Source organism: Mycobacterium decipiens, assembly GCF_963853665.1.
GTDB classification, from domain to species: domain Bacteria; phylum Actinomycetota; class Actinomycetes; order Mycobacteriales; family Mycobacteriaceae; genus Mycobacterium; species Mycobacterium decipiens.
The window spans coordinates 4,338,688-4,358,851 of sequence record NZ_OY970459.1 but is presented as its reverse complement, the minus strand read 5'-3'; the positions used below and the strand labels follow the sequence as shown (position 1 = coordinate 4,358,851).

15 protein-coding genes and 1 pseudogene are annotated in these 20,164 nt (G+C 64.8%); 8 read left to right on the top strand and 8 right to left on the bottom strand.

Features of this window, described 5'->3' with window-relative positions; all coding sequences use genetic code 11:
* Positions 1-2: 2 nt before the first annotated feature.
* Positions 3-1,124 (bottom strand): citrate synthase 2, encoded by a 1,122-nt coding sequence (locus AADZ55_RS19260; protein ID WP_085326468.1) that lies wholly within the window; start codon positions 1,122-1,124, stop codon positions 3-5.
* 117 nt (positions 1,125-1,241) lie between these two features.
* Positions 1,242-4,478 carry a LuxR family transcriptional regulator gene (locus tag AADZ55_RS19255; protein ID WP_242670206.1) on the bottom strand — a complete coding sequence of 1,079 codons (3,237 nt, stop codon included), beginning with the start codon at positions 4,476-4,478 and terminating at the stop codon, positions 1,242-1,244.
* A 194-nt stretch (positions 4,479-4,672) separates the two neighbouring features.
* On the opposite strand from AADZ55_RS19255, the gene AADZ55_RS19250 reads away from it, so the two are divergent.
* Both AADZ55_RS19250 and AADZ55_RS19245 read left to right on the top strand, forming a co-directional pair.
* Positions 4,673-5,101, top strand: coding sequence for a hypothetical protein (locus AADZ55_RS19250; protein ID WP_085326466.1), 429 nt, complete (start codon positions 4,673-4,675; stop codon positions 5,099-5,101).
* Between the two features lie 180 nt (positions 5,102-5,281).
* Entirely contained in the window at positions 5,282-6,769 is a 1,488-nt protein-coding gene (locus tag AADZ55_RS19245) for a flavin-containing monooxygenase (RefSeq protein ID WP_085326465.1), read from the top strand.
* Between the two features lie 53 nt (positions 6,770-6,822).
* On the opposite strand, the gene AADZ55_RS19240 is transcribed toward AADZ55_RS19245, so the two are convergent.
* Positions 6,823-7,731 carry a class I SAM-dependent methyltransferase gene (locus AADZ55_RS19240; RefSeq protein WP_085326464.1) on the bottom strand — a complete coding sequence of 303 codons (909 nt, stop codon included), beginning with the start codon at positions 7,729-7,731 and terminating at the stop codon, positions 6,823-6,825.
* A 390-nt stretch (positions 7,732-8,121) separates the two neighbouring features.
* Between AADZ55_RS19240 and AADZ55_RS19235 the strand changes: the two genes are divergently transcribed.
* From AADZ55_RS19235 to AADZ55_RS19225, 3 genes are all read left to right on the top strand, one after another.
* Entirely contained in the window at positions 8,122-9,240 is a 1,119-nt protein-coding gene (locus AADZ55_RS19235) for an ATP-binding protein (protein ID WP_423202329.1), read from the top strand.
* A 274-nt stretch (positions 9,241-9,514) separates the two neighbouring features.
* On the top strand, positions 9,515-10,951 hold the full coding sequence (locus AADZ55_RS19230; protein ID WP_085326462.1) for a WS/DGAT/MGAT family O-acyltransferase: 1,437 nt from the start codon (positions 9,515-9,517) through the stop codon (positions 10,949-10,951).
* Positions 10,952-11,164: 213 nt separating this feature from the next.
* On the top strand, positions 11,165-12,460 hold the full coding sequence (locus AADZ55_RS19225; protein ID WP_085326461.1) for a citrate synthase: 1,296 nt from the start codon (positions 11,165-11,167) through the stop codon (positions 12,458-12,460).
* Between the two features lie 27 nt (positions 12,461-12,487).
* On the opposite strand, the gene AADZ55_RS19220 is transcribed toward AADZ55_RS19225, so the two are convergent.
* Positions 12,488-14,107: a phytoene desaturase family protein gene (locus AADZ55_RS19220; protein ID WP_085326460.1), complete on the bottom strand. Its 1,620-nt coding sequence runs from the start codon at positions 14,105-14,107 to the stop codon at positions 12,488-12,490.
* A 29-nt stretch (positions 14,108-14,136) separates the two neighbouring features.
* Positions 14,137-14,400, bottom strand: coding sequence for a DUF2630 family protein (locus tag AADZ55_RS19215; RefSeq protein WP_085326459.1), 264 nt, complete (start codon positions 14,398-14,400; stop codon positions 14,137-14,139).
* A gap of 105 nt (positions 14,401-14,505) precedes the next feature.
* On the opposite strand from AADZ55_RS19215, the gene AADZ55_RS19210 reads away from it, so the two are divergent.
* From AADZ55_RS19210 to AADZ55_RS19200, 3 genes are read left to right on the top strand one after another with little or no spacing between them, the layout of a single operon-like run.
* Entirely contained in the window at positions 14,506-15,525 is a 1,020-nt protein-coding gene (locus AADZ55_RS19210) for an OmpA family protein (protein ID WP_085326458.1), read from the top strand.
* A 12-nt stretch (positions 15,526-15,537) separates the two neighbouring features.
* The gene (locus tag AADZ55_RS19205) at positions 15,538-15,690 is read left to right on the top strand and encodes a hypothetical protein (RefSeq protein ID WP_085326457.1); all 153 of its coding nucleotides are present in this window, start codon (positions 15,538-15,540) and stop codon (positions 15,688-15,690) included.
* Complete coding sequence (locus tag AADZ55_RS19200) at positions 15,690-16,232, top strand: hypothetical protein (protein ID WP_085326456.1); 543 nt, start codon at positions 15,690-15,692, stop codon at positions 16,230-16,232. Before AADZ55_RS19205 ends, AADZ55_RS19200 begins: the two co-directional genes overlap by 1 nt.
* Before the next feature lie 49 nt (positions 16,233-16,281).
* Here the strand turns inward: AADZ55_RS19200 and prrB are convergent, their stop codons facing one another.
* The 3 genes and pseudogenes from prrB to AADZ55_RS19185 all read right to left on the bottom strand — a co-directional run bounded on the left by prrB (position 16,282) and on the right by AADZ55_RS19185 (position 20,124).
* The gene (prrB, locus tag AADZ55_RS19195; protein WP_085326455.1) at positions 16,282-17,622 is read right to left on the bottom strand and encodes a two-component system sensor histidine kinase PrrB; all 1,341 of its coding nucleotides are present in this window, start codon (positions 17,620-17,622) and stop codon (positions 16,282-16,284) included.
* Between the two features lie 20 nt (positions 17,623-17,642).
* Entirely contained in the window at positions 17,643-18,353 is a 711-nt protein-coding gene (gene prrA, locus AADZ55_RS19190) for a two-component system response regulator PrrA (RefSeq protein WP_085326492.1), read from the bottom strand.
* A 101-nt stretch (positions 18,354-18,454) separates the two neighbouring features.
* Positions 18,455-20,124 (bottom strand): annotated as a pseudogene (locus AADZ55_RS19185) (FAD-binding dehydrogenase).
* Between the last annotated feature and the right edge of the window lie 40 nt (positions 20,125-20,164).

The following is a 20,164-nucleotide window of genomic DNA, read 5'->3' as shown; positions in this document are numbered from 1 at the left end:
CCTCAGGCTTTGGTGAGTATGCGCTCCCAGCCTTCGACAGACTCCGGGCTGCGTGGGCCCGGTCCCACGTAGATGGCCGACGGGCGGACCAACTTGCCGAGTCGCTTCTGCTCGAGAATGTGAGCACACCACCCGGCGGTGCGCCCACAGGTGAACATCGCCGGCATCATGTTGGCCGGTACCCGGGCAAAGTCCAGGATGACCGCGGCCCAGAATTCGACATTCGTTTCGATCGCTCGGTCCGGACGGCGTTCCCTCAGTTCCGACAGCGCAGCCTGCTCCACCGCGACGGCGACCTCGTAGCGCGGCGCGCCCAGCCGCTCGGCGGCCGCCCGCAGTACTCGTGCTCGTGGATCCTGCGCGCGGTAGACCCGGTGCCCGAACCCCATCAGCTTCTCGCCGCGGTCCAGTATGGTTTTGACCAGGCCGCGGGCATCGCCGCTGCGTTCGACCTCTTCGAGCATCGGCAGGACCCGGGCCGGCGCGCCACCATGCAGCGGTCCGCTCATCGCGCCAATCGCGCCCGATAGCGCTGCCGCCACATCCGCTCCGGTCGAGGCGATCACGCGCGCGGTGAACGTCGAGGCGTTCATGCCGTGCTCGGCGGCCGACACCCAGTAGGCGTCAATGGCCTCGATGTGTCTGGGGTCTGGTTCCCCTTGCCATCGGGTCATGAAACGTGCCGTGATCGTCGAGCATTCATCGATTACTCGCTGTGGGACCGCTGGCTGATAGATGCCGCGTGCGGACTGCGCTACATAGGACAGCGCCATCACCGATGCCCGGGCCAGCTGTTCGCGGGCGGTGGCGTCGTCGATGTCGAGCAGTGGCCCGTATCCCCAGATGGGTGCCAGCATCGCCAGGCCCGCCTGGACATCGACCCGCACGTCGCCCGAGTGGATCGGCAGCGGGAACGGTTCAGCCGGCGGCAGCCCGTGACCGAAGGTGCCGTCCACCAGCAGCGCCCACACGTCGCCGAAGGTGACCCGTTGACTCACCAGGTCCTCGATATCGACGCCGCGGTAGCGCAGTGCGCCGCCGTCCTTATCCGGCTCGGCTATCTCGGTGGTGAATGCCACCACACCTTCGAGGCCAGCGACAAAATTCTCCGGTACCACTGTCATACGAGAATTCTCACACCCCGCCCCGGACCGATGCTACTGGTCAGTAGAAACCACGGTGATGCGGCGCGACACCCAGGATCAGACGATTGGCCCCGCCGGGATGAGAGTCGGGCGGGGTTAGCTGCGGCGTACCGCTTCGTCCACGAGTTGGATTCGGGAGGTGAGTCCGAGTTTGGCATAGACATGGGTGAGGTGAGTTTGCACGGTACGCGGTGAGACGAAAAGCCGTTTTGCGATGTCCTTATTGCTTAGTCCCTCGCTGGCCAACCGCACGACGTTGTGTTCGGTCGGGGTCAGCGCGCCCCATCCACGGGCCGGTCGTTTGCGTTCGCCGCGACCGCGCTGTGCATAGGCGATCGCCTCGTCGGTAGACAAGGCGGCACCCTCGGCCCAGGCGCGGTCGAAATCCTCGCCGCCCATCGCGTCACGAAGCGCCGCCACCGAGGCCTCGTAGCCGGGGTCCCATGTCTTGAAGCGGACCTGAGTTGTCTCCTGCCGGAGGGCGGCCGCCGCCCCGAACAGGCGTGCCGCTTCCTGGTGACTGCCGACCTCGCCGGCCAAGCCGGCGAGGAGTTCCATGGCGTCAGGCATGCCCTGGTAGGCGTGCAGGGGGGCGCCGCAGGCCAGCGCAGCATGGGCGTCATCGCGTGCCAGATCTGGATCGCCGCGCGCAATGGCCACTCGCGCGCGTGTGGTCAACGCCACCATTCGGTGCCACCCATTGGTCGCAAGGACGGCGTCGTTAGCGAAGTGTTGTGCGGTGATCGCATCGCCCCCTGCCAGGGCCAACTGCGCCATCAGCGCCTGGTGCATTGTCACCTGGTCGGATTGGGCACTAAGAATCGGCCGCGCGGCTTCGCTGGCCTCGACCGCTGCCGCGATATCACCGGTAGCCAACGCGGCGAACGTCAGCGCCGCATAGCCAATGCCTTGGTACACGCCGCCCAACTCCGTCGCGGCTTCAATGCAAGCAGCGGCCGTCGCGTGGGCAGCGCTGGCGCCGCGGTACGCCAGCACCTGGGCCTGGGTGTACAAGCCGAGAACTCTTGTCACCACATCGTTGGACGCCTCGGCCTCGGCAGTGACTTCGTTGGATAGTTCGATCGCCTCGGTCAGGTTGCCGGTCCACATCTGCGCCAAACTGAACCACAAGGTGCAGTGACGCGAGACGAACCGGTCGCCGATGGTGTCGGCTAGGTCACGGCATTCTTCTGCCGCCGCTCGCAGCGCGTTCGGGTCGCCCGATATGCAGATCCCGACCCCTCGCCAGTAGAGGATTTGGCACAGCGTCCACTTGTCGTCAATGGCGCGCGCCAGGTCGGTCGCCTCGGCGAAGTAGGGCGCGGCCGCTTCTGCGTTGTAGCCACTGCTGCAGCCGTAGGCGGTGAGCGCCCGAACCAACACCGCGGGGTCGCCTACGTCGCGTGCCATCGCTAGCGCTTGTTGGGCCGGAGCGATGATGTCGGTGGCGCCCACCGGACTCGTGGCAAGCCAGGTACCGAGCATCGCCTTATCAGCGAGCGCCCGCGCCCGAACTGCCGTTGACACGGCGAGCTGGTTGATACTTGGGTCCTCCAGGATCGAATCGAACCAGGCCAACCCCTCGCGCAGGTGCGCTCGCCCGAACCAGATCGGTTGCAGCGAGGAGGCGAGCTGCAATGCCTCTGTGATTTGGCCGCTTTCACGGCTCCAGGCAAACGCGGCGCGCAGGTTGTCGATCTCTGTTTCAGCCCGAGCGACAAGCCGCTGGTGATCGTTTTCCGCAGGGGTGTTGAGTCGGGCGGCCAGCGCCGTGTAGTGGTCACGGTGTCGGGCGCGCACATCGGCCTCGCCGGAGTCGCCGAGTTTTTCCAGCGCATACCGGCGCACCGTTTCCAGCAGCCGGTACCGCGTGCGACCCTGGCGTTCTTCGACCACCACCAGCGACTTGTCTACCAGCAAGGTCAGCTGATCAAGCACCTGAAACGGCTCAAGGTCGGTACCGGCGGCGGCGACCGCGCGCGCCGCGGCGAGGTCGAACCCGCCGACAAATGGCGCCAGTCGGCGAAACAAGATTTGCTCTGTTTCGGTCAACAGCGCATGCGACCAGTCGATCGATGCGCGAAGTGTCTGCTGGCGCTGCACCGCGCCCCGCACACTGCCGGCCAGGAGCCGGAAACGGTCATCCAGGCCGTCGGCGATCTCGACCGGCGACATCGAGCGCACCCGTGCCGCGGCGAACTCGATCGCCAGTGGTATGCCGTCCAGCCGCCGGCAGATCTCGCGCACGGCCGCGGCGTTGTGATTGGCCAGGGTGAACCCGGGCTGTACTCGGCTGGCTCGGTCCGCGAACAATTCGATTGCTTCGTCGGCTACCGACATCGACGGTACGCGCCAGGTGATTTCGCCGGCCACCCCGATCGGCTCCCGGCTCGTCGCCAAGATCGTCAGCGCCGGACAGACCCCCAACAGCTCGACGACGAGTGCCGCGGATGCATCGAGAAGATGCTCACAGTTGTCCAACACCATCAGCATGCGGCGGTTCCCGATGAAACGGCGAAGAGTGTCCATCGTCGAACGGCCGGGCTGATCGGGCAGACCCACAGAGCGGGCTGCCGTGGACGGTACGATGCCGGATTCAGTGATTGGGGCCAGGTCGACATAACACAAGCCGTCGCGAAACTCCGATGATCCCGCAATCTGAATCGCCAGACGGGTCTTGCCGACACCGCCCGTACCGCACAGCGTCACCAGCCGGTTTTCCGCCAGGAGTGCTCGCACCTCATTCATCTGCGCATGGCGGCCGACAAATGTGGTGAACTGCGCCGGAAGAACTGACGCGGCGACGGCTTTGGCTGTGCGCAGTGGGGGGAACCTCTCGCGAAGGTCGGGATGGCACAACTGCATGACCCATTCGGGACGAGGTAGGTCGCGCAGCGGGTGGCGCCCGAGATCGACAAGCCATGCATCGGTCGGGAGCCAGTCGCTGATCAAATCACCTGTCGTGGCAGACAGCACGATTTGACCTCCGTGTGCTAGGTCCCGGAGACGCGCGGTCCGGTTGATAGTCGGGCCGACATAGTTGAGTTGGTCGCGCAACTGCACCTCGCCGGTGTGCAGGCCCATGCGGAGCCGGATCGGCGCCAGCGAGGCCCGCTGCAGATCCAGCGCGCATGCAGCGGCATCGCTAGCGCGAGCGAAAGCCACGACGAAGCTATCACCTTCGCCCTGTTCGATCGGTTGCACCCCACCGTGAATCGTGATGGCTTCCGACACAGTGTGATCCAGGCGCGCGACGGCGGCGGCCATCTCCTCTGGCTGCGCCTGCCACAGGCGGGTCGATTCCTCGACGTCGGCCAGGAGCAATGTCACCATGCCCGTAGGCAACAATCTGCTCACGTCAAGTCCCTGGTTGCTTACGAGGACGGATCTGCATGGATGGGGTGGATCGAACTCACATTGGCCGATATCTGGCGGAGCTGCAAAGCAGCGTAGCGAATCGTACATGGGGGCACGAACCCTAGCGCAGATATACGACCCCCGGCGACGCCCCGTACGCATGTTGGCGGATGATCTTTGCCGCGCAGGATCGCATCGTCGAGGGCGATCTTTGGAGGAAGGCTGTTATGAACTGCGTTGAAGAGCAAGATGCGCGTGTCACCGTTGCCACCACGTCTTCGCAACACCGCCGTTACGGCGCCTCGCCCATAACCACACCACAGTTCGAGGTACGCACTGGGTTCATCCTCGAAACAGTCCTCCCACAGCGACCTTCATCACCCCGCAACGAGATTGTCCTCGGCACGACGCGACCGGCGCCGACACGGTCGCGGACCAGCCGCTGGTGGTCCAAGGCGGTGGGTGCTGTGCGCATGGGGATTCGCGGGATGCTAGAAGGGCCGGTGTTGCAGGACAGCCCAGTGCAGCGTCAGCACTACCCGAAGCGCTACCAATTCCTGGAGCACTCCTGCCTCGCTCGCGAGATGCGTCGACTGTGACCAGCGTTGCACCCGGTCACGTGCTTGTTTGGCCTTCGCAGCCACACCGATGGGTCAACCAGGGCTGATTAATCGATCGGTGGATGTTGCGTATCGTGCCTTGGTTGGTGGTCTGTGTATCATGCGTTGCTTAACCGTATGCGGGAGGGTGATTTTGGGCTGTTCTGAGGGGTCAGGCCGATGACAGGGCGGGATCCGGCGGTTGCCGTGGTCGGGGCGGGTATGTCCGGGCTGTGCGTTGCAATCGCGCTGCTGAGCAGTGGGATCACCGACGTTCGTATCTATGAGAAGGCTGACGATGTTGGTGGCACGTGGCGCGATAACACCTACCCTGGGCTGACATGTGACGTGCCGTCCCGGCTTTATCAGTACAGCTTCGCTAAGAACCCGAACTGGACCCAGATGTTCTCGCCGGGCGGCGAAATCCAGGCCTACTTTCGCAGGATCGCCGACCGCTACGGGCTGAGGCACCGGATTCGGTTTGGCGCCAAGGTCATCAGCGCCCGATTTGACGACGGTCGGTGGGTGCTGCGCACCGATACCGGAGTGGAGTCGACAGTTGACTTCTTGATCTCGGCTACCGGTGTTTTGCATCATCCCCGGATGCCGGAGATTGCCGGTTTGGACGACTTCGGGGGAACGGTCTTTCACTCGGCACGGTGGGATCATGCGGTATCGCTGCAAGGTCGGCGCGTCGCTGTGATCGGCACCGGGTCGACGGGCGTACAACTGGTCTGCGGCCTAGCTGGGGTTGCGGGCAAAGTCACTATGTTCCAGCGCACCGCGCAATGGGTGCTGCCGTGGCCCAACCCTCGCTACTCGAAAGTGGGGCGAGTCTCCCACCGCGTTTTTCCGTGGCTAGGTTGGCTGGCCCACAAGACATACAGCCTTTCCTTCGAGATGTTTACGACTGCGCTGACCAAGCCGGGCTTGCACCGAAGGCTGGTAGGGGTTATGTGTCGCGCCGCCTTACGTCGGGTGCGTGACCCGCACCTGCGTCGGGCCCTGACTCCTGATTACGAGCCGATGTGCAAGCGGCTGGTGATGTCCGGCGAGTTCTATCACGCGATCCAGCGCGACGACGTCGAATTGGTCACGGCCGGTATCGACCACGTCGAGCATCGCGGCATCGTGACCGATGACGGCGTGTTGCACGAGGTGGACATCATCGTGCTCGCCACGGGGTTTGACTCTCATGCGTTCTTCCGGCCGATGCAGCTCACCGGCCGCGACGGCATCATCATCGATGATGTGTGGCAAGACGGTCCGCATGCTCATCAAACCGTAGCAATACCTGGATTTCCGAACTTCTTTATGATGTTGGGGCCGCATAGCCCCGTGGGAAACTTCCCGTTGACGGCTGTCGCCGAGTCTCAGGCCGAGCACATCGTGCAGTGGATAAAGCGGTGGTGCCAAGGTGAATTCGACACAGTAGAGCCCACGTCATCGGCAACCGAAGCATTCAACACCGAAATTCGAGCCGCGATGCCGAACACCGTCTGGACCACCGGATGTGACAGTTGGTACCTGAACAAAGACGGCATTCCTGAGGTCTGGCCCTTTGCACCGGCTAAACATCGCGCCATGCTCGCCAACCTGCACCCCGAAGAATACGACCTACGCCGACACACGGTGGTACGCCCAGTACGTCAGCCCAATAGCGTTTGAAATCCAACGGGCATACAACGATGACGTGCATGCGGGATCGGCTGTCTGGTCACCTATCCCGCTCTGACCGCGCCGACGAAGGTCATTGCGGCAATCATCGGCGCAGCGTCTGACTCCGTTGCGGGCACCGGTCGGCCGACCCGGCGCAGATAGTTGGCCAACGGCGTCGCGGTCGCGCTCCAGCCGCGCTCGCCGAACCATTCCACGGCCCGAGCCCATCGTTGGTTGTAGACCATTTGAAAGAACATGCGCGGGTCACCTTGGGCGTTCGCGGCGCGTTCTTCGTTCAGCTTGGCTGCGAATTCTTCAGGGTCCAATGGCGTTGCTTCCTCGACAGCAACGTGGCTGCCCGGGCTAGCCAAAGCGTCGATGCCGACGAACAACTGTTGCTGGACGTCGGCCGAAAGATAGACTAGTAAGCCCTCGGCAATCCAGGCCGACGGCTGGTTGGCGTCGAAGCCTTTGTCACACAAGGCCGTTCGCCAATCACTTCGTAGGTCGACAGCAACCTCGCGACGTTCGGCGCGCGGTTGGATGCGATGGTCGGCGAGCACCGCCCTCTTAAAGTCGAGAACCTGCGGTCGATCCAACTCGAAGATTGTTGTCCCGTGCGGCCATCGCAGCCGGAACGCACGAGCATCCAATCCCGCTGCCAGGATCACCACCTGCAGCACGCCGGCGCCAGCCGCCCGGGAGAAGTATTCGTCAAAATACCTGGTGCGTGCACCTTGGAAGTTGACGAAGTGCTCGCCGAAGTCCCGGGTCATCAAATAGTGATCGGGGAGCCTGCCCTGCAACACGTCGGCCCATTCGCCACCCGCAGCCCGACAGAACACCTCGGCATAAGGATCGACGGCCAGCCGATCGGGCTTCCGCGTCTCCAATGCTCTTGCCGCGGCAACTAACAACCCGGTGGAACCAACACTGGTGGTGACATCCCAGCCGTCATCTTCGACCCGCATTCGTCAGACTCTAGCCGGGTGCGATCGACCCGTGCCGCTGGCGCACAACGACATACCCGATCGGCGAAGCTGTCCGCCGTCCCCCGGCGGTCGATACACCAGCGGCAAACCGTGATCTCACATCTACGCGTCGGATTGGTGCTTGTACGCGCAATGGCCGATGTTTCGCGGTCGGCGGCGCCCCTACGGTGCCATTCATGGGCCACAATCAGTTACCCATCGAACGTCGCGAATCGAGGGGTCGTGACGTGACTGGCGGTGCCAACCGAACGGATTGTGGCCCTCAACAACCACCAAGCGGGGCGACGCTCCCAGGAATGCCGGTATGCGGCCGGTCGAGCAGGGCGAAGGGCATAGTGAAATGAGCGAGTTTGGACAGAAATCCGGCCAATGGTGACGCCGAATGTCGTCCCCATGCAATATTTGGCTCGCCGCCACTTGACGAGCTTTGTCGGCCGCACGGCCGAGATGAACGATGTGCGGCGGCTCTTCGCCGACAAAAGGCTGGTGACACTTACCGGCGCGGACGGGATGGGAAAGACCCGTCTCGCGCTGCAGATCGGCGCCCAAATCGCACCCGAATTCGCCTATGGGCGTTGGCATTTTGACCTAGCCGCGATCAATGACCGAGACTCCGTGTCGATCTCTTTGATGAACGCGTTGGGCCTGCCTGCCCAGCCGGGACTGTCCGCGATCGACACGCTTATCCGGTTCATCGGTGACACTCGAGTCCTGCTGGTGTTGGACCATTGTGAGCATTTGCTGGACGCGTGCGCAGCGATAATTGACTCCCTGTTGCGTGCCTGTCCGAGGTTGGCGATTCTGACGACTAGTAGCGAAGCCATCGGGGTGGCCGGTGAGGTGACCTGGCGGGTGCCTTCGCTATCGCTGAGCGGCGATGCCATCGAACTATTTGCTGACCGGGCCCGCCGCGTGCGGTCGGATTTCGACGTTGACACCGAAACCGCAGCCGCTGTTGGGGAAGTTTGCCGACGCCTGGACGGAGTTCCGCTGGCGATCGAACTTGCCGCCGCCCGAACTGACACGTTGTCGCTGGCGGAGATCCTCGATGGTCTCAACGACCGATTCCGGTTACTAGCCGGCGCTGCGCGCAACGCGGTGCGCCCCGAGCAGACGCTATGCGCCACGGTCCAATGGTCCCATGCGCTGTTGAGCGGGCCGGAGCGGGCGCTGTTGCACCGGTTGGCGGTGTTCGCGGGCGAGTTCGACCTGGACGCGGTCCAGGCGGTGGACGCTGGTGACGACGACATCGCGGGCTATCAGACACTCCGCCGGTTCGCCCAGCTGGTGGACAAATCCTTTGTTGTGGCCGAAAGCAACAGCGGCCGACCGGGATACCGGCTGCTGTTTTCGGTTCGTCAGTACGCGTTGGAGAAGCTCAGCGAGTCGGGAGAGGCCGACGTCGTGCTGGTGCGTTACCGCAACCACGTCAACCAGGCCAACCAGGTGGTACGCACTGGGTCCGCAGAGTCGCGGAGCAGTGCATGAACGCGCTGTAAACATCTGTGGGAGAGTGATTTTGGGCCTTTTGAAAGGCTAGGTCGATGACGGCCGCACAGTGGGATCGCCGCTGTCTGCATCGATCAGAAGGTGCAAGACGTCGGCGCAACGTAGCGCGGCGGTTTGTCGTTCTCGAATTGAACGCGCCGCTGGTAGCTACCCAGCGGAAAAAATGCAGCGCAGCGCGCCAACGGAGGAACGCTGACGTCATTAACAGGTTTGAAAGCAACCGATGCTAACTGCGTCTGAAAGGTTCTGCGCAATGGATCTTCCTATGGCAGCCGCCGACGCGTTGTTCCTTTGGGCCGAGACGCCGACGCGGCCATTGCACAACGGAATGGTGGCCGTGCTGAGTCCGCCCGAGAGTGGCCCCGGGCGCTACGTGCGCAAGGTATTCGCCGCAGCGCTGGCGCGCCAGGAGGTGGCGCCGTTGTGGCGGCGGCGTCCGCAGCGGTCGCTCACCTCGCTCGGGCAGTGGTATTGGCGCACCGAGGCCGAGGTGGAATTGGACTACCATGTGCGGCTGAGCGGATTGCCGCGGGGGGCCGGCCTCGGCCAGCTGTGGGAGTTGGTTTCTGAGCTGCACGCCGGCATGCTGGACCGCTCGCGCCCGTTGTGGCAGGTGGACCTGATCGAGGGTCTACCCGGCGGGCGGTACGCGGTCTACGTCAAGATCCACCACGCGATTGCGGACGGGGTCTCCGCGATGCGGCTCCTGCAAGAGACTGTCAGCGCGGATCCGAATCAGCGTCGGATGCCTGCCCTGTGGGAGGTGCCAGAGCGGGCGCAGCTGTCCGAACACGCAGAACCTGGCGGGTGCTTGGGGCCGCTGCCGTTGGCCCGAGGGGTGCTGGGCGAGGCTAGAGGGCTCCCCGGCATGGCGCGGGTGGTGGCCGATGCGGCGTGGCGGGCAGCGCGCCGTCGCGGTGGACCGCTGACTTTGGCCGCACCACACACTCCGCTGAACGCGCCGATCGCTGGGGCCCGGTCCTTCGCTGGCTGCACCTTCCCGATCGATCGGCTGCGACAGGTTGCAGAACACGCGGATGCCACCATCAATGACGTTGTGCTGGCCATGTGCGGCGGGGCGTTGCGTGGCTATCTGATCAGCCGGGGGGCGTTGCCACGTGCGCCCCTGATAGCGATGGTGCCGGTCTCGCTGCGCGATACCCGAGCCGGCGTCGTGTTCGGCGAGGTTCCGGGCAACAACGTCGGAACCTTGATGTGCTCGCTGGCGACACACCTGGCAAGTCCCGCCGAACGTCTGTCGGCGGTGCAGGCAAGTATGCGTGAGGGCAAAGCCGCCATCGCTGGCCGAAGCCGGGACCAGGTGTTGGCCATGAGCGCATTCGGTGCCGCCCCGCTTGCCCTCGCGATGACGCTGGGCCGCGCGCCCGCGCCGCTGCGCCCGCCAAACATGATGATCTCCAACGTGCCGGGTCCGCAGGGCACGCGGTACTGGAACGGCGCCCGCCTTGACGCGCTCTACCTACAGGCGGCACCTGTCGACGGCGCGGCGCTGAACATCACCTGCAGCAGCACCAATGACCAGATCACCGTTGGATTGACGGGTTGCCGCCGTGCCGTTCCTGGACTGAGCAGCCTCACCGATCGGCTGGCTCGCGAACTCGAGCTGCTCGTTGGCATCAGCGAAGCCGACCTAGGGACGAGCCATCGAAGGACCGTAGGGCGCCGTTGACACGCCTCGCTCGTCGCGCCGGCGTTCATTCGTTGTCGGGCGTCGTTCGTCGTCACACAGCCGGATGCGCAGCCGCGTACCTTACGGATTGCCGCCGGGGTGCGCACACCCCACCCCGGGCAGGCGCGCCATCTCGATAACGACTACCTTCAGCTATACGCATATACGCACCTAGTGGGGCAGCCATATCAGCTAGAGCGCAAAGGGGTTCTCGTGGCCGACACCGACGACACCGCAACACTCCGGTATCCGGGAGGCGAGGTCGACCTGCAGATCGTCCGCGCCACCGAAGGCGCCGACGGCATTGCGCTCGGTCCGCTGTTGTCAAAGACCGGGCACACCACGTTCGACGTCGGGTTCGCAAATACCGCCGCCGCCAAAAGCTCCATCACCTACATCGACGGGGACGCCGGCATTCTGCGCTATCGGGGCTATCCGATCGAGCAACTGGCGGAGAAGTCGACCTTCATCGAGGTCTGCTACCTGCTGATCTACGGCGAGCTGCCCGATACCGAACAGTTGGCCCAGTTCACCGGTCGGATCCAGCGCCACACCATGCTGCATGAGGACCTCAAGCGATTCTTCGACGGCTTTCCGCGCAACGCCCACCCGATGCCGGTGTTGTCCAGCGTCGTCAACGCGTTATCGGCCTACTACCAAGACGCGCTGGACCCGATGGACAATGATCAGGTCGAGCTCTCGACGATCCGCTTGCTGGCCAAGCTGCCCACCATCGCCGCCTACGCCTACAAGAAGTCGGTCGGCCAGCCGTTCCTCTACCCGGACAACTCGCTGACGCTGGTGGAAAACTTCCTGCGGATGACGTTCGGCTTTCCGGCCGAGCCCTACCAGGCTGACCCCGAGGTTGTGCGGGCGCTGGACATGTTGTTCATCCTGCACGCCGACCACGAGCAGAACTGTTCGACGTCGACCGTCCGGCTGGTTGGCTCGTCGCGCGCCAACCTGTTCACCTCGATCTCGGGCGGCATCAACGCGCTATGGGGTCCGCTGCATGGCGGCGCCAATCAGGCGGTCCTGGAGATGCTCGAGGGCATTCGCGACAGCGGCGACGACGTCGCCGAGTTTGTGCGAAAGGTCAAGAACCGCGAGGCCGGCGTCAAATTGATGGGCTTCGGCCACCGGGTTTACAAGAACTACGATCCGCGCGCGCGGATCGTCAAGGAACAGGCCGACAAGATCCTATCCAAGCTCGGCGGCGACGACTCCCTGCTGGGCATCGCCAAGGAACTCGAAGAGGCAGCGCTGACCGACGACTACTTCATCGAGCGCAAGCTCTACCCGAACGTCGACTTCTACACCGGCCTGATCTACCGTGCGCTCGGGTTCCCGACCCGGATGTTTACCGTGTTGTTTGCGTTGGGCCGGCTTCCCGGCTGGATTGCGCACTGGCGTGAGATGCACGACGAGGGCGACAGCAAGATCGGCCGCCCCCGCCAGATCTACACCGGCTACACGGAGCGGGACTACGTCACCATCGACGCACGCTGATTGCGCGATGGTCGCGCGGCGGGTCGGCTACAGCGAAGCCAGCACCGCCATCGCGGCATTGTGACCGCCGATGCCCGACACCGCCCCGCCGCGGCGGGCACCTGAGCCGCACAGCATGATCCGCTCGTGGGCGGTGGCTACTCCCCACCGCCGTGCCGGTGTGTCCAGCCGATCGTCGTCGTCAGCGAACGGCCAGGACAACGCGCCGTGGAAGATGTTGCCGCCGGTCATCGCAAGCGTGCGCTCCAGGTCCAGGGTGGTCGTCGTCTCGATGCACGGCCGGCTCTGCGCGTCGGTCATAAGCACATCTTGAATCGGCTCGGCCAGAACGGAATTCAGCGACGCCAGTACCGCCTCGCTCATCCGGTGGCGCAACGCGTCGCAGTCGGCTTCGGAGTCGGCGGACCCAAACACCGAGTGCGGTGTGTGCAGGCCGAACACCGTCATTGTCTGGGCACCCGCAGCGCGCAGCTTGGGTGACAAGATGCTCGGGTCGGTCAGCGAATGGCAGTAGGCCTCGCACGGCAGGGGATCCGGCAACTGCCCGGTAGTTGCCCGCGAGTACGCGGCATCCAGTTGGGCCCACGTCTCATTGACGTGGAACGTCCCGGCAAATGCTTGTTGCGGTGTGAGGCTGCCGTCGCGCAACCGGGGGAGTCGGCGCACCACCATGTTCACCTTGACCTGTGCGCCCGGGGCCAGTGCCGGGGCTGGTTCGCCGAGCAGGCCGGCCAGGACCGCCGGTGTGACGCCGGCCAGGACAAACCGGCCCCGGATCAGGTTCTCGGCACCGTCGCTGCGGTAGCGCACCGCACCGTCCGGATCAACAGCGAAAACGTCTGCACCGGTGACGATTTCGGCGCCATGACCGGTAGCCGCGGTGGCCAGGGCCGAGGTCACCGAACCCATGCCGCCGACTGGGACGTGCCAAACTCCGGTGCCCCCACCCAGTACGTGATACAAGAAGCAGATGTTTTGCATCAGCGACGGGTCGTGCATGCCAGCGAAGGTGCCGATCAGCGCATCGGTCGCGATCACCCCGCGCACCAGGTCGTTCGCCACCGCGCCGGCGATGGCGTGCCCGATCGGCTCATCGACCATGGCCTGCCAGGCGGCCGCCGCCTCTTGGCCGCCGCATTCCACAACAAGTCGGCGAGCCTGCTCGCGGGTGCGCAGCGGTTCGATCAGGGTTGGCCACAGCCGTTCGGTCACCAGCCGGCAGCGCCGGTAGAACGCGGCGAAACCCTGCGCATCCGGCGCAGCGCCGATCGCGGCGAGCCCCGCTGAGCTAGGTTCGCCGGTGGGCCCGATGAGCAAGCCAGAGCGCCCGGCCGTAGCCGGCTGCGGGGTATACGAGGAAAATGGCCGCCGCGCCAACCGCAGCGGAGCGCCAAGGTCGGCAACGATGCGTGACGGCAGCAAGCTGACCAGGTACGAATAGCGCGACAGCGCGACCTCGACACCGTCGAAGGCCTGCGCCGACACCGCGGCCCCACCGATCCGCCCCAGCCGCTCGAGCAGCCGCACCCGAAGGCCGGCCCGGGCCAGGTAGCCGGCCGCGACCAGGCCGTTGTGACCGCCGCCAACGATGACAACGTCGAATTCGGGGTCGAATTCGGGGTCGGAATCCCCGTTGCGATCGCTCATTGTGGTATCGGCAGCTATCCGGATCTGATCTAGCCGGTGTACCCCTCGACTTGGTCGGCGGGACGCACCGCCGCTTCGCGCGGGTCACCGCCGGTTCCGCGCAACGCCCGGCGCTGTCGGAGCAGGTCCCAGCATTGGTCGAGTTCGATCTCGATGCGGCGCAATCGCTGCTGCTCCTCAGACTCGGTGATGTTGCGGTGCTGTAGCTGCTCTCGCAACGATTTCTCCTCGGCAACCAGGTCGCGGATGTGTGCCAGGGTCTCGCTGTCCGTCGGTTTCCGCCCGTTGCTCATGGCTCCAGTGTGCCCGATTTGAGGCGGGCCATCGGCACCGACTCGGTAGGCTGCATATCGCCTGCAGCGGACGAATCGCGTTCGACGACCCGAGGGGGTGGCGTAGTGGTTTCTAAGGTGGGTTTGGGCCAACCGCCCGCGACCACCGACGCGCGGCGAACTCGCAAGTTTTACCGGGGCTCGCCGGGCCGTCCGTGGCTGATTGGTGTGGTGGTTATTCCGTTGCTGATAGCGGCAATCGGATACGGTGCTTTCGAGCGACCCCAGGCCGTTACCGGACCCACTGGTGTGCTGCCCACGCTGACACAGACCGCTACCTCGGCCGCTCCTGAGTTGTCGTTGTCTCTGCTTTCAATTAGTCGGAGCGGCAACACCATTACCCTGATCGGCGACTTCCCCGATGAGGGAGCCAAGGCGGCGTTGATGAAGGCGCTCAAAGGCTTACTGACTCCGGGCGTGAACGTCATCGACCAGATTCACGTCGATCCCGTTGTACAATCACTCGATTTCTCAAGCGCAGAACCGGTTTTCACCGCTGGTGTGCCGATCCCTGATTTCGGCCTCAAGGTCGAGAGGGACACCGTCACCTTGACCGGAACGGCCCCTTCGCCAGAGCACAAGCAAGCGGTCGAGCGCGCTGCGATGAGCACCTGGCCGAGCGTGAAAGTTGTTGACAATATTGAGGTTACGGTGCAAGTGCCGCCGCCCGGAGCTCCCGGCCCTATCCCGGCGCCCGCGCCGCCAGGAGCGCCAGTTGGTGGCCCATGTGCTGACCTGCAATCCGCCATCAATGCCCTAACGGGTGGACCGATCGCGTTTGGGAACGACGGGGGTAGCCTGATCCCGGATGACTATGAAATCCTGAACCGGGTAGCGGACAAGCTAAAGGCGTGTCCGGATGCTCGCGTGACGATCAACGGCTACACCGACAACATTGGCAGCGAAGGTATCAATATTCCGTTAAGCGCTCAGCGCGCCAAGATAGTCGCCGACTACCTCATTACACGCGGCGTCGCCCGCGACCACATCGTTACCAAGGGTCTCGGTTCGGTCAACCCCATCGCCAGTAATGACACGGCCGAGGGGCGCGCCAAGAATCGCCGCGTCGAGATCGTGGTCAGCTAAGGAGAACCCAGCATGGATTTCATGATCCAGTGGTCGTGCTACCTGCTTGCGTTCGTGGCGGGTTCGGCCGTTGCCTGGGTGATCGTCAGCCTGGCGATCAAGCGTGCCAGCGAGGATGAGGATGCTGCGCAGACGCCTAGCGCACCCGAGGTAGCTGCACAGTGATGGAACACGTGCACTACTGGCTGGTGGGCCTGGCATTCGCGCTCGGGATGGTATTGACGTCGGCGCTGATGGTTCGGCCCGTCAAACATCAAGTGCCGGTGAAGAAATCGCCCCAAAGGTCTGGCGCAAAGTCGAGGCCGCCTACCGCGACGAAGCGCGCCGTCAAGTCGCGCCCGAAGACCGAGCCGTTGTCCAAGGAGCCGGCGACCGCAAGGATTCCGGTGACAAGGGAATCTTCAACGGACCAGATCGCGGTCGTGAAGGAGTCCGCGACGGAGCAGATCCCGGCCGCGAAAGAAGCGCTTGGGGCGCATATTCCGGTGGTTCCGTACGCGCCGTACGGCCCGGGCTCGGCGCGTGCTGGCGCCGATGGTAGCGGACCGGAGGGGTGGCTGGTTAAGGGCCGCTCGGACACCAGGCTCTACTACACTCCCGACGATCCGTCGTATGACCCTACGGTCGCGCAGGTGTGGTTCCAGGACGAGGAGTGCGCTGCGCGGGCGTTTTTCACGCCGTGGCGCAAGAGCACAAGGCGCAGGTGAGGCCGAAATTGCGGGCCTGGTGTCCGCAGGCACCGCGTCCGGCGCTCGGTTAACTGGGGCCGGGGAGGCGCAACACTAGACGCGCGCCGCCCAGTGGGCTGTTTTCCAGCGATGCGGTCCCGCCGTGCAGGTGGGCTTGTTGGGCGACCAACGCCAACCCGAGACCCGACCCCGAATGGGAGGCCGTGGACCCGCGGGAGAACCGCTCGAACACCACAGTGCGTTCATCTTCGGGCACTCCGCTGCCGTTGTCGTCGATGGCGATCTCCACGCCGGCCCGCGAGCTGACCGCGGAGAGTTGAACCAAGGTGGCGCCGCCATGTTTGACCGCGTTGGCGATGGCGTTGTCGACGGCCAGCCGCAACCCGGCCGGCAAACCCACGATGATGCAGGTCGGCGATGGCACCAGCGAGACATCGAGATCGGGGTAGATCCGGGTCGCGTCATGTGCGGCGCGGTCGAGCAGGTCGGTGATATCGACCGGCACGTGATCGTCCGATGTCGACAGTTCGCCCTGGGCCAACCGCTCCAGTGCGCTCAGGGTGGCTTCAATCCGCGACTGAGTGCGGATCACGTCGTTGAGCACTTCTTTGCGTTGGTCGTCCGACATATCCAGGGTGGATAGCACCTCGAGGTTGGTGCGCATCGCAGTCAGCGGAGTGCGCAACTCGTGGGATGACACCGCTGCGAAGTCCCGCGCCGAAGCGAGTGCTTCCTTGGTTCGGTTCTGCTCGTTCCAGATGCGCTGCAGCATGCCTCGCATCGCCTCGGCGATCTCGATGGCTTCGCTGGCGCCGTGCACTTCCACCCGGGGTGCCTCGTCGCCCGCGTCGATGGACCGGGTCTGTTCGGCAAGTTGTTTGAATGGTCGCACCGCGAACGCGGCTAGCAGCCACGCGAACACCGCGGCCGCGCCGATGGCGAAGGCACAGATCAGCAGCACCCGGCGGTGCAGGTTGTTGGTCTCGGCGATGGTGGCGTCGTAGGTCGCGCCCACCGCGACCGACGTCGGCTCTGGCCCTGGGATCTCCACCGTTCGCACCCGATAGCGCACCCCGCGGACGTAGGTGTCGGCGTAGTCGTCTTGCAGCTTGGGCAGCGTGATATCGGAATTCGACTTGACCACGTTGCCGCGGCGGACCGTGATGATTGCGTCCTGGTCGTTCGGTGAGCGCGGGATTTCGTCCAGGCCGCGCGGCACGAACGGGATCGCGAAACCCGCGGCCTCGTCGAGCCGGCGGTCCAGCCGTTCCTTGCGGTCATTGGTGATCCCGACCCAGACGACGGTGCCGACGATGAGCACCGGGATCGCGGCACCGATCGCCGTCGCGACCACCACCCGGGTTCGCAGCGAGGGCGTCCGAGCGAAGATCCGCGACAGGATGTTCATGGCGGCGTCAATCATTCTTGTCACTGCATGCGCAGCACGAATCCGACTCCCCGGACGGTGTGCAGCAGCCGGGGGCAACCGTTGGCTTCCAGCTTGCGCCGCAGGTATCCGATGAATACGTCGACGACGTTAGTGTCGGCGGCGAAGTCGTAGCCCCACACCAACTCCAGGAGTTGAGCGCGGGAGAGCACCGCTGTCTTGTGCTCGGCGAGCACCGCGAGCAGGTCGAATTCGCGCTTGGTCAGGTCGACGTCGACGCCGTTGACCCGGGCTCGCCGACCGGGGATGTCCACTTCCAGCGGGCCCACCGTGATGGTCTCCGAGGACGACGTCGCGGTGGAGCCGCGGCGGCGCAGCAGCGCCTTCACCCGTGCCACCAGCTCGGCCAGCACGAACGGTTTCACCAGGTAGTCGTCGGCACCGGCCTCCAGGCCTGCCACGCGGTCATCGACCGAGCTGCGCGCGCTAAGCACGCAGACCGGGACATCGTTGTCCATCGCTCGTAGTGCCGTGACGACGCTGACGCCGTCCAGCACGGGCATGTTGATGTCGAGCACGATCGCGTCCGGCCTGTTCTCGGTGGCGCTGCGTAAGGCCTCGGCACCATCGACCGCGGTCGCTACCTCGAATCCGGATAGCCGCAAGCCGCGTTCCAGCGAGGCGAGCACATCAGAGTCGTCGTCGACGACCAAGACCCGAGGTGAGGTCCCACCAGTGTCCATGCCGCTTATTTTGCCTGACTGCCGGCCATGAGAGTCGGAAGGTAACCCGCCGGGTCGTGCGCCGTCTGCTCGCGGGTGGAGGTGCGCCCGGGTGAACTGATCCGCTGTGCTCACACGGCGTCGGCAGCGGCGCGGCCGGCGGCACGTCCGGAGAAGATGCAGCCGCCCAGGAAGGTGCCTTCCAGGGCGTTGTAGCCGTGCACTCCGCCGCCGCCGAACCCGGCGACCTCTCCGGCGGCATACAGGCCTTGGATGGGTTGGCCGCCGGCGCCGATGGCGCGGGAGTCGAGGTCGGTTTGGATGCCGCCCAACGTCTTTCGGGTCAGGATGTGCAGTCGTACGCCGATCAGGGGTCCGGCGGCGGGATCGAGGATACGGTGTGGGGCGGCGACCCGGCCGAGCCGATCGCTCAGCGAGGCCCGCGCGTTGCGGATGCCCTGGACTTGGACGTCCTTGCAGAAGGAGTTGTCCACCTGCAGGTCCCGGGATTGGATCTGCGCCCGAATCCTCGCCGGGTCCAGCAGCGGTTCATCGGTCAGGCCGTTCATCTGCCGGACGAGTTCTTCGAGGTTGTCTGCGACTACGAAGTCGACGCCGCGTGCCTTGAAGGCCTCGACCGGACCCGGGGCGTTCCTGTTCAGGAACCGTTCCTGCACAAGGGCCAGCAGGCTCTTGGAGGTGATGTCGGGGTTCTGCTCGGAGCCGGACAGGGCGAACTCCTTCTCGATGATCTTCTGGGTCAGGATGAACCAGGAGTGGCTATGCGGCGCGATGTCGGGGGTGGTGCGCAGATGGCGCAGGGTGGTTAGGGTGTCGTAACCGGGCAGACAGGGCGCGGGCAGCCGGCGGCCAGGGCGTCGAACCACATCGACGACGGGCCGGGAATGATCCGGATGGCGTGATTGGGCCAGATCGGATCCCAGTTGATGACGCCTTCGGTGTAGTGCCACATTCGGTCTCGGTTGACCAGCCGGACCCCGCTGCTGGCGGCGATGTCGAGCATCCGGCCGTCGACGTATTCGGGCACGCCGGTGATCATCGAGGCCGGTGGGGTGCCCATTCGCTGCGGCCAGTAGCGCCGCACCATGTCGTGATTCCCGCCGATCCCGCCGGTGGTGATGATCACCGCCTGCGCCGACAGCTCGAAGTGGCCGACTTCGTCGCGGTTGGACGGTGCGCCGCGCACCGCATCGTCGGGTGCCAGCACGACGCCTTTGACCCCGGTAACCGCGCCGTTGGTAGTGACCAGTTCGTCCACGCGGTAGCGATGATGGAACGTCACCAGGTCGCGTTCCGCGCTTTGGCGGGCCGAGTTCACGAACGGCTCCACAACCCCGGTCCCGGTGCCCCAAGAAACGTGAAAGCGGGGCACGGAGTTGCCGTGCCCGTCGGCGCGTAGATCTCCGCGCTCGCCCCAGCCCACTGTGGGTAGGAACCGAATGCCCTGTTCGGTCAGGTAAGCGCGCTTCTCCCCGGCGGCGAACTCGACATAGGCGCGCGCCCATTTCGCCGCCCAGACGTCTTCGTCCTCGAGTCGGTCGAATGCCGCACTGCCAGACCAGTCGTTCCAGGCCAACTCGAAGGAGTCTTTGATCCCCATGCGGCGCTGCTCGGGACTGTCTACCAGGAAGATCCCGCCGAACGACCAGAAGGCCTGACCACCCAGGTTGGCCTCGTTTTCCTGATCGATCAGCGCCACCCTCTTGCCGCGACGGGTCAGTTCGTGGGTGGCGACCAGACCGGCCAAACCGGCACCGACCACGATGACGTCAGCGTCCATGCGACAGCCTCCCTCGAGTTGGGTGTGGCCACTTCCTGCG

Coding starts and splice junctions, on each gene's coding strand:
- AADZ55_RS19240 (WP_085326464.1), bottom strand. CDS start 7,731: ATGCGGGTCGAAGATGACGGCTGGGATGTCACCACCAGTGTTGGTTCC.
- prrB (WP_085326455.1), bottom strand. CDS start 17,622: ATGAACATCCTGTCGCGGATCTTCGCTCGGACGCCCTCGCTGCGAACC.
- AADZ55_RS19255 (WP_242670206.1), bottom strand. CDS start 4,478: ATGGTGACATTGCTCCTGGCCGACGTCGAGGAATCGACCCGCCTGTGG.
- AADZ55_RS19200 (WP_085326456.1), top strand. CDS start 15,690: ATGGAACACGTGCACTACTGGCTGGTGGGCCTGGCATTCGCGCTCGGG.
- AADZ55_RS19230 (WP_085326462.1), top strand. CDS start 9,515: ATGGATCTTCCTATGGCAGCCGCCGACGCGTTGTTCCTTTGGGCCGAG.
- AADZ55_RS19250 (WP_085326466.1), top strand. CDS start 4,673: ATGATCTTTGCCGCGCAGGATCGCATCGTCGAGGGCGATCTTTGGAGG.
- AADZ55_RS19235 (WP_423202329.1), top strand. CDS start 8,122: ATGGTGACGCCGAATGTCGTCCCCATGCAATATTTGGCTCGCCGCCAC.
- AADZ55_RS19245 (WP_085326465.1), top strand. CDS start 5,282: ATGACAGGGCGGGATCCGGCGGTTGCCGTGGTCGGGGCGGGTATGTCC.
- AADZ55_RS19205 (WP_085326457.1), top strand. CDS start 15,538: ATGGATTTCATGATCCAGTGGTCGTGCTACCTGCTTGCGTTCGTGGCG.
- AADZ55_RS19260 (WP_085326468.1), bottom strand. CDS start 1,124: ATGACAGTGGTACCGGAGAATTTTGTCGCTGGCCTCGAAGGTGTGGTG.
- AADZ55_RS19215 (WP_085326459.1), bottom strand. CDS start 14,400: ATGAGCAACGGGCGGAAACCGACGGACAGCGAGACCCTGGCACACATC.
- AADZ55_RS19220 (WP_085326460.1), bottom strand. CDS start 14,107: ATGAGCGATCGCAACGGGGATTCCGACCCCGAATTCGACCCCGAATTC.